We start from the raw sequence: 12155 nt of genomic DNA, 5'->3' as shown, positions 1-12155 counted from the left end.
CACATTCATGTGAAAAACTCAACACCCCACTCTAACAAAAAAATCACCCAAACCCCCAATAAAAACCCCCAACAAAAAAGGTTCCGACGCGCACACAACGCATCGGAACCTTTAAACACCAAACAGCCGCCAGGCTACGACGGAATCTGGCCAAACACATGGCGGCGAACCCACGCATGCATCGCAATACCCGCAGCCGTCGCCGCATTCATCGAACGCGTTGACCCAAACTGCTCAATCGACAGAGTATCCCTAGCCGCCGCATGCAACTCCTCCGACAAACCCGGGCCCTCCTGACCAAAAACCAGCACACACCTCTTCGGCAGATCATACGTCTCCAGGGGCACCGAATCCGGAAAAATATCAATACCAATAATTTCCAGACCCTCAGCCTGCGCCCACGCCACAAAATCCTCAATCGTCGGATGATGACGCACATGCTGATAACGATCCGTCACCATCGCACCACGACGATTCCAACGGCGACGCCCAATAATATGGACCTCCTTCGCCAACATCGCATTCGCAGTACGCACCACCGTGCCAATATTCAAATCATGCTGCCAATTCTCAATCGCCACATGAAAATCATGGCGGCGCGTATCCAGGTCAGCAATAATCGCGTCCATCGACCAGTAACGGTACTTATCCACCACGTTACGGCGGTCGCCCTCACGCAGCAGCTCCTCATCCCAATGGTCGCCCTCAGGCCACGGACCCTCCCACGGGCCCACACCCACCTCAAAACGGGCAGTACCCTGCTCAGTACCCTCAACAGCCTCAGCTACAGCCGCCTCAGCAGGCACAGCCTCAGCAGGTACAGCCTCAGCAGGTACAGCCTCAGCCGCCTCACGATTCTCAACCATCACAACCACCTTCACGCCAACAACCAGCGCCACTCCGGCGCCCACAGAGCCATCTTACAGACAAAAACCCGCACCACCAGCCACACACAGTAGCCAGCGGCACGGGTTCACCCGCCGCAGCGGAACGTCTTAAAAATTCACGAGGTCCTAGTCCAAGCTAGTAGAGACTAGTCCAGGCCCAGCTCATCCTTCGAGTACGCGTACAGGCACGGAACGCCCGCAACCTCTTCCACATGCTCCTTAGCGCCGGTCGCACGGTCAACAATCACAGCAACCGCCACAACCTCAGCGCCAGCCTTACGCAGCGCCTCAACAGCAGTCAGCGCAGAACCACCGGTAGTGGAAGTGTCCTCAACAGCAACCACGCGGCGACCCTCAACGCTCGGGCCCTCCACCTGACGGCCCATGCCGTAAGACTTCTGAGCCTTACGCACCACAAACGCGTCAATCGCACGGTCCTGATCACCAGCGGCACGCATAATCGCGGTACCCACCGGGTCAGCGCCCATGGTCAGGCCGCCAGCAGCCTCAAACTCGATGCCGTTCTTATCCAGCAGGTCCAGCATGACCTGACCGACCAGGCGAGAAGCCTCGTGGTGCAGGGTGATGCGGCGCAGGTCAACGTAGTAGTCGGCTTCCTTGCCGGAGGCGAGGACCACGTGCCCGCGCACCACAGCCAGCTCCATAATCAGCTGGCGCAGGCGTTCACGGGCTTCTTCAATGGGGAGGTTTTCAGAAAGCTTAGTCATAGTTCAAGTGTAGCGGCTCACGTGCAGGCGGCGCAGGCTATTCCCTGTGCTATTCCAGCGCTAGGCTATTCCACCACGCGACCCACCGACGGCGGCAACGCAGCGCGCAGCTTCGTCAGCATCTCCTCATACTCGGCGGTCGGGTCGGAATCAGCCACGATAGCGCCACCCGCGGCAAGAGTCACCGTGCCCTCATCGTGCGCCACGAGCGTGCGAATCACAATCGACAGGTTCGCCGAACCATCCGCAGACACAAAACCCAGAGCACCCGAATACACGCCGCGAGCGCGACCCTCCAGACCCTCAATAATCTGCATGGTCGAAGGCTTCGGGGCACCCGTCATCGAACCACCCGGGAAGCACGCCCGCGCGGCAGCCACCGCGGAAATTCCCTCACGCAGACGCGAACTGACCGTAGACACCAGCTGATGCACCGTCGAATAGCTCTCCACGCCCATGAGCACGGGCACGCGCACGGACGCCGGGTCAGACACCGTGGACAGGTCATTACGCAGCAGATCCACGATCATGAGGTTCTCGGCACGGGTCTTCTCATCGGTACGCAACCATGCCGCCGCCGCGGCGTCTTCTTCCGGAGTAACGCCACGAGCGATCGTGCCCTTAATCGGCTTGGTCTGCGCGTTGCGGTGCGTATCCACGCTCAAAAAACGCTCCGGCGAAGAAGAAAGCACCGAAAAATCACCGCACCGCAGATACGCCGCATACGGTGCCGAGTTGTGGGCGCGCTGGCGGCGGTACAGCTCAAAGAAAAGCTCCGGGCTCGGATTGGGGATGCGCGCGACCGTCTGCGCGGTAAGGCACACCTCGTAGCTGTTACCCTCGTAAATTTCGCGCTGACTAGTGCGAACGGCATCCATGTAGGCTTCCGCTGCGGGTGCCGGGAAGAGCAGAAGCTCGGCGAGCTCAGGGGTATTTACGGGGGTTCCCTCGGAGGCACGCTTCCCCGCCGCGCTCAGCAGCTGTTCCGCTGCCTCACACCACGACTCATCGCCCACCAGCCAGCTACGCGCCGCAGCCCCCGGGCGGGCATGCTCATGCACCAGGTAGCGGACCGCCGGCAACCACAGAGAATCCGGGGTCGGCGCCTCATACGCCGGCAGATAGCCCGGCACCGGGTGGCCGTGCTCCATGCCCATGGCGGCACGCGCCTCATAGCCGAAATAGCCCACGTAACCGCCACGCAAACCCGCGGGCAGACCGGTTGCCGCCGCGGTATCCGGGTGCACGCGCGGTGCGCGGGCGAGCGCCGCCTCCAACTGGGCGAAGGGGTCTTCCCCGCCAGACTCAGCCGCCGCACGCGCCGAATCCACGCGCAAGGGCGACAGCTGCGCCGGGACCACACCTACATACGAGGCAACCGACATAGGCGACTCCTCACGCGCCGAATCCAGCCAGAAGGAATACTCAGCGCCACCGCTCAGCAGCGGGTACGCCTCCTCGCAGTTCACCGCGAAAGGAAGCGGGCGCACGACAAGCTCCCGCGTCTGCGCATCCCACGGGATGCTCTGCAGAATACTCGGCAGGGCATGAGGGGACGCAGAAGCGGGAGCGTTCGAGGTAGAAAAAATACGGTCCGCGGAAGTTTCAGTCACGGACTCCATTGTATGGCGTACAGGCGAACTGGCGGTTTAGTGAACGACTGCGGGTGCTTCGCCGTTTTCGCTGGTCATCGGCAGACCGGCAGCGAACCATGCGCTGGTGCCGCCCGCAATGTTGTGTGCGGCGTAGCCGTGTTCGCGCAGGAAGGTTGCCGCGCGGTTCGAACGGCCGCCACCGTGGCAGATGACGTAGAAGTCTTCGCCGGGTGCGGGCAGTTCTTCCAGACGCTCAGCGATGGTGCCGAGGGTGATGTGCTTGGCGCCGGTGGCGTGGCCGCCCTCCCACTCGTAGTCTTCACGCACGTCGATGATAGTTGCGCCTGCGGGAACGTCGCGGGGGTCAACCTGGGGTACAGCGGTCATGGGGTTCTCCTTTGAAATGGTTAAAAATGAGCCGGTCGGCACGGCGGGGTGCCGGGTGGGCATAGTTATGGTTCCACTCTAGCGCTTTGGGGGTGCGTGGCGCATCTAGCCCGGTATTTGGGGGTTTGCGAGATTCGGAAGCAGTGCATACGAAAAAATCGAAATGGTTTTTCATGCACTGAATAAGAGTTTATTCTGTGAAATATAGGTGCGTGCCATGTATACATATGCATGGGCAAGGGTATACACTTATACACATATTGCCCGGGTCACACAGAACCCCGGGCTTGCACAGAAAAGAATTACCACCATGTCCAACACCATCACAGGTGCCGAACCCAAGGACACCAAGACCTTCTTCGGCCACCCGAGCATGCTCGCGAACCTGTTCACCGTAGAAATGTGGGAGCGCTTCTCCTTCTACGGCATGCAGGGCATCATGATCTACTACCTGTACTACACCGCCGACAAGGGCGGCCTGGGCCTCGACAAGGACCTCGCCACCGGCGTTATCGGCGCGTACGGTGCAGTCGTGTACCTCATGGCAATCCTCGGCGGTATCCTCGGTGACCGCATCCTCGGCCCCGAGCGTACCCTATTCTACTCCGCCATAGGCATCATGGCGGGTCACGTCTCCCTCTCCCTCATCCCCGGCGTCCCCGGCGTGGTGATTGGTCTGCTGCTGGTCGCTATCGGCTCCGGCGGTCTGAAGAGTAACGCATCCGTGCTGGTCGGTTCGCTCTACAGTGACAACGACTCCCGCCGCGACGCAGGCTTCACCATCTTCTACATCGGTGTGAACACCGGTGCACTGCTCGGCCCGATCCTGACCGGTTGGGGCTGGCAGACCGGCGGCTTCCACCTCGGCTTCGGCCTTGCCGCAATCGGTATGGCTGCCGGCCTGATTCAGTACTCGCTGACCCGCAAGAACCTGCCCGCCTCTGTGCACCACGTGGGTACCCCCTTCACCGGCGCCCAGAAGCGTAACTTCTTCCTGGCACTGGTCGGTATCGTCGTCGTTCTCGGCATCCTGCTGGCGACCGGTCTGATGACCGCAGACAACCTCAAGAACTGGGTCATGGGCTTCATCTTCATCGGCGCTATCGCCCTGTTCGCTCAGCTGCTGAGCGCCAAGGACGTAACCTCCGATGAGCGTTCCCGCGTCACCGCGTTCATCCCCCTGTGGATTGCAAACGCCGTGTTCTGGGCACTGTACCAGCAGCAGTTCACCGTCATGGCGGTGTACTCGGATGAGCGCCTCAACTGGAACATCCTGGGCATGGAGCTGAGCCCGAACCTGGTCAACTCCATCAACCCGATCTTCATCATCGTCTTCGGCATGATGTTCTCCGCCCTGTGGACCAAGTGGGGTGACCGCCAGCCGGTCACCACCCTGAAGTTCTCCGCAGCGCTGATTATCATCGGCCTGGCGTTCTGGATCTTCCTCGCTCAAGCAGGCGTTCAGAGCGTGAACGTCGGCTGGATCGTGCTGATTCTGTTCGTCTGCACCATCGCTGAGCTGATTATTTCGCCGGTGGGTATTTCGCTGGCGACCAAGCTCGCACCGAAGGCGCACCGCGTGAACATGATGGCGCTGTACTTCACCTCCGTGGCAATGGGCACCGTGCTGTCCGGTTGGCTGGCTCCGTTCTACAGCATGGAGACTGAGGTTCCCTACTTCACCTGGATGGGTATTATCACCATCGCGACCGGTATTCTGCTGTTCCTGGTGCACAAGCCGGTTCAGAAGATGATGCGCGGCGTGAAGTAACCGCAAAGTTGCTTATCTACACTGCCAACTCGCTGCTTCGGGCAGCGTGAGCGTGTAGATGTGAGGGCCCCAAATCCTTGAATTACCAAGGGTTCGGGGCCCTTACTATACGCCCTGGTACATGCTCCAGTGTATGCCCCGGTGTATGCTCCCGGCAGTCGGAGCCCCGGAATGTCGAGGGGGGTTCAGGAGGGGCGTTCGGAGCATGTTCCTTAATGAGACAATCCGCGCAGATTTTCTTATTAAGCGCCTTAATAAGAAAATTGAAGTGTATTGTCTTATTAAGACCCCTCAAGCACGACCAGCATTAACGACACCCAGGAGGAGGAACCATGCCCTCAGCCACCACCTGGCCCGCCCTCACATGGGAGCCGCAAACCCCCTGGGTTCACCGGGACGCCCTCGCCTCCCGACGCGCAACGCGCCGCAACTCCGGCACCTTCTCCAGCGCCGTACCCGCTTCCATTGCCGCACTCAACGTCGAACTCAGCCCCGCACTGCGAGCGCGCCTCCAGGAGAACGCCACCGCAATGACCCGCTTCGATGAGCGGCTCCACCACATCGGCGGCATCCCCTTCTCTGCGGTTCTTCTGCGTGGCGAATCCGCCTCCAGCTCGCAGATCGAAAACCTCACCGTTAGTGCCCGCAAGCTCTCACTGGCTGTCCTGGGTGCAAGCGGGTCGAAAGTTGGCGTTAACGCCGAGCTGGTGGCACGCAACGTTCACGCCATGCGTGCAGCCTTGAACACCGCAGAAAACATTAGCGTCGATAACATCCTCGCGATGCACCGCGAACTGACCCGCGGCCTACAGCAGGACTCCGGCGTACTCCGCACCCAGTGGGTGTGGATTAAGGGCGATTCGCCGGTAACCGCCGACTATGTGGCGCCGCATCACGAGAGGGTTCCTGCCGCCCTCGAAGACCTTGTAGCCTTCATGAACCGCCGCGATATTGACCCCCTCGCGCAGGCGGCTATCGCGCACGCCCAATTTGAAACGATTCACCCTTTCACTGACGGCAACGGCAGAACCGGGCGAGCCCTCATCTCCGCGCTCCTGCTCGCCCGCGGCGTCACCCGCCACGTGATTCTGCCCGTCTCCTCCGGGCTGTTGCACGATACCGATGGGTACATTCAGGCGCTCACCGACTACCGTGCAGGCGATGCCGAGCCCATCATCGAGCTCTTCATCGACGCCACACAGAAGGCAATTACCAACGCAGAAATCCTGGCGCAAGACATTGAAACCCTGCGCGATGAGGTGCTGTCCATTGCCCAGCGTAAAACCCCTCTCCTGCGTTCCCTCACCGACCTGTGCTGTACCGAGCCCGCCTTCACCGCACGCATGGTGGAGGAACACACGCGGGGGTCCCGGGCTAGTGTGTATCGCCTCCTCAACCGCATGGTGGAGTTGCAAATTCTGCGTGAAGAACGCGTCAAAATTCAGGGGCAAAAAGTGTGGACTGTCCCCGCTCTCAACCGCGCCCTCGACGACTTTGCAGCACGAGCGGGACGGCGCGGATAGATGCGCCTCCGGGTTCGATAACCCACGCGAAAATTCTGCGGCTGTAGGCGGGTTCCCATGCACGGAACTGTGACGATTTATGTCTCCGCATGAACACACATGACGAACATTAGAGTCAAAAAGGACGTATTAAGCCACGAACAGAAATCTACTAGACAGCCCTCAACCACGGGTCTAAGGTGAATCCATAACAAACCGGAAGGCCCCTTCCGGAACAACCCTTCAACCCTAAGCCGAGGAGAACATCATGGCACTTTACCTGGTAGAACTGACCCCCGCGCAGCCGTCCAAGGACGAAGCAACCGCACTCATCGAGACCGTCAACTCGTCCCTGAGCCACGGCGCAGAGCTCATCGAAACCCAGGTCTCCGCAGACCACAAGATTGTCTTCGTCATCGTCGAAGCTGAGAGCACCGCATTCGGCCCCGACCTCACCGCAGCCATCGGTGAGCGCGCAGCCGTCGCAGGCCCCGACGCAGTCCGCCTGGTCGGCGCAGAGCTCGAAGACATCAAGAAGCTCAAGAAGGACGCAGACTACCTGGTTGAGTGGGACATCCCCGCAGAAATCACCATGGAACAGTACCTGACCCGCAAGAAGGCAAACGCCCCCAAGTACGCTGAAGTACCCGAGGTTTCCTTCCTGCGCACCTACGTTCGCGAAGACACCGCAAAGTGCCTCTGCTTCTACGACGCACCCGACGAAGAAGCTGTTGTTCGCGCCCGTAAGGCCGTCAGCACCCCCATTGACCGACTGTTCAAGCTGCACGCATAGATGTGACACTCCCCGCTTAGGAGAAACCCCATGTCCGAGTTCACTCTCGAACCCCTCTACGACTACCCCCAGCGCGAGCAGGTGCTCGCCCTCGCCCGAACCCACGCTAGCGCGGTTGACCGTGGCGAGCGTTCCCCCTTCGAGAACCTGCGCGAAATCGCTAAGGACGGCCTGATTACTCTGGGCCGTGACGGCGGTTCCCTGGTCCCCCAGGTTTCGGTAGCGTTCGACCTTGCCACCGAGGATGCCTCCACTGCGTTCTCCCTGTGGGCTCACCGCTCCACCATCGCGTTCTTTGACGCTGTGGGCCGCGAGCTGCCCGAGGGTCTGGCGGATGCAACCGTCAGCGGCACCACCGCGATGGCGGCAGCGTACAAGGAGGCTTCGGGCCTGGCACCGATTAAGGTTGAGGGCACTCTCGTTGAGGGCGGTCTGAAGCTGAACGGTTCCGTGTCGTGGGCGTCGAACCTGTACCCGGGCGGCGTGATTGTTCTTCCGGTGGCTGTGCAGAACGCCCCGGAGAGCCACCCGAACCGCTACATCGTGACGGTTCGCCAGAACGTTGAGGGTCTGAGCGTTGACTACCACCGCAACCTGCTGGCACTGAACGGCACCGAGTCTGGCACTCTGAAGTTCGAGGACGTTTTCGTTCCGAGCGAGGACATTCTGAGCGACAATATTGAGGCGTTCCTGCACGATGTGACCGCGCCGTTCCTGCTGGTTCAGTCGTCGTTCTGCCTGGGTCTTGCCGCTGGCGCCCTGCAGGAGGCTGCTAAGCACCTGGACGTCTCTCAGGGCGTGTTCCGCCCTGAGTTCCCGCTGATTCTGACCGAGTACCAGAGCCTGCGTGAGGAACTGATTCGTCTGGCGTCTGAGCCGGAGCGTGCTGAGCGTCGTGACCTGCTGAGCTTGCGTTTGGGTGTTTCGCACTTTGCGACCATTGCTACTCACTTTGAGCTGCAGGTTGTTGGAGGCGCCGGTTACGTGGCTACTTCCCCGACTGCTCGTCGCCTGCGTGAGGCGTCGTTCCTGCCGGTTCAGTCGCCGACCGAAGGTCACCTGCGATATGAGTTGGCGCGTTACGATCACCTGGAGAACCTGCGTGACGCTCTCTAAGCTAATGAGCTACGTATAGCGAGTGTTTTTATTCGCTCTTTGCATCAATACCCCGTATATGCTTTGAATTGCATATACGGGGTATTGATGCATTCTGGGCTATATACGGGATATGGAGCCCACAATAAAAGAAGACTATGCCCTAATTAACGTATCTCTGCTCATATTTATAGGCGTTTAGCTGTGACCTACACCCATATGCGCGTAGAATTATGTGGAATTTTATACACCACCACATTCACCTCAGGAGCTCCCTTTGAGCATCTCTAAACTTCTCGGCTTTGACTGGTCGATTCACGGCGACGGTCGAAGCATTCAGCCCGGTTCCTTCGTCGCCCCGAACGAGCGCCTCGCCTGGCCGATTACTATCGGCATTGGCGCGCAGCACGTGGTTGCAATGTTCGGCGCAACCTTCCTCGTGCCGATTATTACCGGCTTCCCGCCGGCAACCACCCTGTTCTTCTCGGGTCTCGGCACGGTCCTGTTCCTGCTCATTACTCGCGGACGCGTCCCCTCCTACTTGGGTTCTTCGTTTGCGTTCATTGCGCCCCTCGCGGCTGCCAAGAGCTCGCACGGCCCGGCGGGTGCCCTCGGCGGTATCGTCATGGCGGGTGTGGCACTGTTCCTGGTCGGTCTGATTGTTCAGTTCGCTGGCACCGGCTGGCTCACCAAGCTCATGCCCCCGGTCGTGACCGGTTCGATTGTGGCACTCATTGGCTTCAACCTGGCGCCCAGCGCTAAGGACAACTTCATGGTGGCACCGGTGACCGCGCTGGTGACCCTGTGCTCCATCATCCTGATTTCGGTCCTGTTCAAGGGCATCATTGGCCGCCTGTCCATCCTGCTGGGTGTGGGCATTGGCTACATCACCGCTGTGATTCGCGGCGAGGTGGACTTCTCGAAGATTGACAAGGCTGTGCAGACCCAGGGCATCATTGGCCTGCCGCAGTTCCAGACCCCCGAGTTCCATTGGGAGCTCGCCGGCCTGTTCATCCCCGTGATTCTGGTGCTCGTGGCTGAGAACATCGGTCACGTGAAGTCTGTTGCTCTGATGAGCGGCAAGAACCTCGACGACTACTCGGGCCGCGCCCTCATGGCGGACGGCCTGGCAACCACCATCGCCGGTATGGGCGGCGGTTCCGGTACCACCACCTACGCTGAGAACATCGGCGTGATGGCTGCAACCAAGGTGTACTCCACCGCAGCGTACTGGGTGGCGGCTATCTTCGCGATTGCGCTGTCCATGTTCCCCGCATTCGGTGCGGCAATTGCAACCGTTCCCGCGGGTGTTCTGGGCGGTGCCGCAACCGTTCTGTACGGCATGATCGGTATGCTCGGTGTTCGTATTTGGAGCGAGAACCGCGTTGATTTCTCGAACCAGATCAACCTGACCACCGCCGCTGTGGCACTGATTGTGGGTATCGCGGATTACACCTGGACCTTCGATCAGCTGTCCTTCGCGGGTATTGCTCTGGGTACCGCTGCGACCCTGATTGTTTTCCACCTGATGACCTTCCTCGCGAAGTCCACGAAGGCTGCTGGCGACCCGCTGGAGCCCTTCGACCCTGAGAAGAGCGCTGAGGGACACTAGGCTCCTTACCGCCTGGCAGGAGTGATTCTCCTGATGCATAGGGCGTAGAAAAGCGGCCCGGATGGATTGGTTTCCATCCGGGCCACTTTTCGTATGTGCAGGGTTCGATTAGGCTAGGCTCGATTAGGCTAGCCGGTATGTCGTATTGCGGTTGCCTCGACCGCCTTCACGCACAATCACACCCTCCTGAAGAAGCTTCGTCAGAACGTACCGGACCTGCGGCTTCTGCAGCTTGGCAAAAGGCCCGGGTAGAGCACCCATGATGTCGTCGATACCGGCGGGGTGGCGTAGCGAGCGCAGGGCGAGGAGCACCGTCTCCTGACGAGTGCCAGGAGTCGTAGATGACGGTAGGTTCGGGTCTACTTCCGGCTTCTGGTGCAGTGAACCGGCGGCGGCACTATCGCCAACTAGAGGTTCCCGGCTGATCATCGCGGTAAAACGAATGACCCCATCAACGAACTTGATGGGCTTCAACCCTGCCTGACGCACCGCCTCCTGCGCCGTATAGATGCCACTACCCTCCCCCTCAATGACTCGGTATCCGTCTTCAGGGGTTGTTACGTGCGTGCAAATGTCGTACAGGCGGTCGTTCACACGGGAACGTTCGCCGTACTCTTGCAGGCGCTGAAGGGTAATTCCGTATAGACCACCGGGGTTTTCTACAGAAATCCGGTCAGGGAAAATCCTGACGCGCACCTCTTCGGTATCTGCTTTGGGGTTGAGGCTGCGGTGTACGAGTGCATTCGACAGAATCTCACGAAGGGCAATATCGGGTACTTCCTGCCCGTTGATGAGATGCCCATTGGACAGCTCGACAACCGGGTGTGCCAGGTTCCGATTGATCCATGCCAGAGTCTCTTCGAGCATGGCGGGGATGGGGCCGTCCGCCTCGAATTTGTCGAGGTTGCGAGCTTTACCGTTTGGGTCGATGACGACTCCAGTGACTTTGAGCGAGGGCCTGAACTCTTGGGGGTAAGAACCCAAGGCGTACAGGCCGGCAAGGGAAAGGTTGTCGGTTCCGAGGGCAATAATTCCCTTGCGGCGGAGCACTTCTTCATCGGAGCTTCCAGCAAGGCGGCGTGATTTAGCGCGTACGTCTCGCAGATAAGCAGTTTTGAGGCCTTCGTCTAGGTCAGCTATGGAGGTGTATTCCACCGGCTCCTCATCGAATCCGGTGCGTGTCCGCTGAGCCACCATCAGGTCGGTTTCGTGGCGGCTCATTTCGTGGTCACCGTCGCCGGAACGCACGTACGCTTTACCGCCAATGTAGGCGGGTCGTTCGTAGGGAGGCAGCGGAGGAATTGTGGCAACAAAGATTTTGGTGCCTTCATAGAGGATAGTGCCAGATTCCATGGTGTTCGGAGGCTTGAGGCCCCTGCGGAGCTTGTTGCCGAGGGTTTTTTCTAGGTCTGCAGGGTCGTATACGCCTACAGGTGCAAAGTCATTATTCTCGTCGAGGCCGCAGATAATGATTCCGCCCGTGGAACTATTGGAGAAGCTACTCAGGGTTGCGTCTAGGCTTCCCGGGTAGCCTCCGTGGGCTTTTTTAACCTCAATAAACTGCGTATCGCTACCGTGGGTGCGCAGTAGTTTGATGGTTTCAGCAAGCCATTCGGGGGTCCATTCCACGTTGTTCATACAAAAAATTTTAGTCTAGACACAAATCAGACACAAAAATTTGAGTCTAGACATAAATTTTTATGTCTAGACTCAAATTTTTTATGTGTAGACATAAAAGTTTATGTCTAAGTTATGTCTACGTTATGTCTGCAGAGGCTCACCTAG

The 12155-nt window shown here is 59.3% G+C and carries 10 protein-coding genes; 5 read left to right on the top strand and 5 right to left on the bottom strand.

The features are described 5' to 3' along the window. Positions 1-134: 134 nt before the first annotated feature. From HMPREF3055_RS04030 to HMPREF3055_RS04015, 4 genes are all read right to left on the bottom strand, one after another. Positions 135-911, bottom strand: coding sequence for a TrmH family RNA methyltransferase (locus HMPREF3055_RS04030; RefSeq protein WP_239662183.1), 777 nt, complete (start codon positions 909-911; stop codon positions 135-137). 122 nt (positions 912-1033) lie between these two features. Beyond that, positions 1034-1615 carry an orotate phosphoribosyltransferase gene (gene pyrE, locus HMPREF3055_RS04025; protein WP_005504234.1) on the bottom strand — a complete coding sequence of 194 codons (582 nt, stop codon included), beginning with the start codon at positions 1613-1615 and terminating at the stop codon, positions 1034-1036. 65 nt (positions 1616-1680) lie between these two features. Then, positions 1681-3237: an anthranilate synthase component I family protein gene (locus HMPREF3055_RS04020; RefSeq protein ID WP_070738122.1), complete on the bottom strand. Its 1557-nt coding sequence runs from the start codon at positions 3235-3237 to the stop codon at positions 1681-1683. Between the two features lie 27 nt (positions 3238-3264). Then, positions 3265-3597, bottom strand: a complete 333-nt coding sequence (locus HMPREF3055_RS04015) for a rhodanese-like domain-containing protein (protein ID WP_005504230.1) — start codon at positions 3595-3597, stop codon at positions 3265-3267. Between the two features lie 310 nt (positions 3598-3907). Between HMPREF3055_RS04015 and HMPREF3055_RS04010 the strand changes: the two genes are divergently transcribed. The 5 genes from HMPREF3055_RS04010 (at position 3908) to HMPREF3055_RS03990 (ending at position 10370) form a co-directional block, all read left to right on the top strand. Beyond that, on the top strand, positions 3908-5368 hold the full coding sequence (locus HMPREF3055_RS04010) for a peptide MFS transporter (RefSeq protein ID WP_049338608.1): 1461 nt from the start codon (positions 3908-3910) through the stop codon (positions 5366-5368). A gap of 332 nt (positions 5369-5700) precedes the next feature. Then, positions 5701-6891 (top strand): Fic family protein, encoded by a 1191-nt coding sequence (locus HMPREF3055_RS04005; protein ID WP_070738119.1) that lies wholly within the window; start codon positions 5701-5703, stop codon positions 6889-6891. Between the two features lie 247 nt (positions 6892-7138). Then, positions 7139-7663 carry a DUF4242 domain-containing protein gene (locus HMPREF3055_RS04000; protein WP_049326806.1) on the top strand — a complete coding sequence of 175 codons (525 nt, stop codon included), beginning with the start codon at positions 7139-7141 and terminating at the stop codon, positions 7661-7663. Between the two features lie 30 nt (positions 7664-7693). Beyond that, complete coding sequence (locus HMPREF3055_RS03995; RefSeq protein WP_070542372.1) at positions 7694-8779, top strand: acyl-CoA dehydrogenase family protein; 1086 nt, start codon at positions 7694-7696, stop codon at positions 8777-8779. Positions 8780-9035: 256 nt separating this feature from the next. Then, positions 9036-10370, top strand: a complete 1335-nt coding sequence (locus HMPREF3055_RS03990; RefSeq protein WP_070738116.1) for a uracil-xanthine permease family protein — start codon at positions 9036-9038, stop codon at positions 10368-10370. A 123-nt stretch (positions 10371-10493) separates the two neighbouring features. On the opposite strand, the gene HMPREF3055_RS03985 is transcribed toward HMPREF3055_RS03990, so the two are convergent. Further along, positions 10494-12008 carry an ATP-binding protein gene (locus HMPREF3055_RS03985; RefSeq protein WP_070738113.1) on the bottom strand — a complete coding sequence of 505 codons (1515 nt, stop codon included), beginning with the start codon at positions 12006-12008 and terminating at the stop codon, positions 10494-10496. Positions 12009-12155: the final 147 nt, after the last annotated feature.

The organism is Rothia sp. HMSC061C12, assembly GCF_001815755.1.
Classification (GTDB): Bacteria; Actinomycetota; Actinomycetes; order Actinomycetales; family Micrococcaceae; genus Rothia; species Rothia mucilaginosa.
Note: the sequence above shows the minus strand (reverse complement) of the source record. Positions and strands in the feature narration are given on the sequence as shown.

Bases quoted from the DNA above. Each gene is read 5' to 3' on its own strand.
- HMPREF3055_RS04000 (WP_049326806.1), top strand. From the start codon at position 7,139: ATGGCACTTTACCTGGTAGAACTGACCCCCGCGCAGCCGTCCAAGGAC.
- HMPREF3055_RS04015 (WP_005504230.1), bottom strand. From the start codon at position 3,597: ATGACCGCTGTACCCCAGGTTGACCCCCGCGACGTTCCCGCAGGCGCA.
- HMPREF3055_RS04010 (WP_049338608.1), top strand. From the start codon at position 3,908: ATGTCCAACACCATCACAGGTGCCGAACCCAAGGACACCAAGACCTTC.
- HMPREF3055_RS03985 (WP_070738113.1), bottom strand. From the start codon at position 12,008: ATGAACAACGTGGAATGGACCCCCGAATGGCTTGCTGAAACCATCAAA.
- HMPREF3055_RS04005 (WP_070738119.1), top strand. From the start codon at position 5,701: ATGCCCTCAGCCACCACCTGGCCCGCCCTCACATGGGAGCCGCAAACC.
- HMPREF3055_RS04020 (WP_070738122.1), bottom strand. From the start codon at position 3,237: ATGGAGTCCGTGACTGAAACTTCCGCGGACCGTATTTTTTCTACCTCG.
- pyrE (WP_005504234.1), bottom strand. From the start codon at position 1,615: ATGACTAAGCTTTCTGAAAACCTCCCCATTGAAGAAGCCCGTGAACGC.
- HMPREF3055_RS03995 (WP_070542372.1), top strand. From the start codon at position 7,694: ATGTCCGAGTTCACTCTCGAACCCCTCTACGACTACCCCCAGCGCGAG.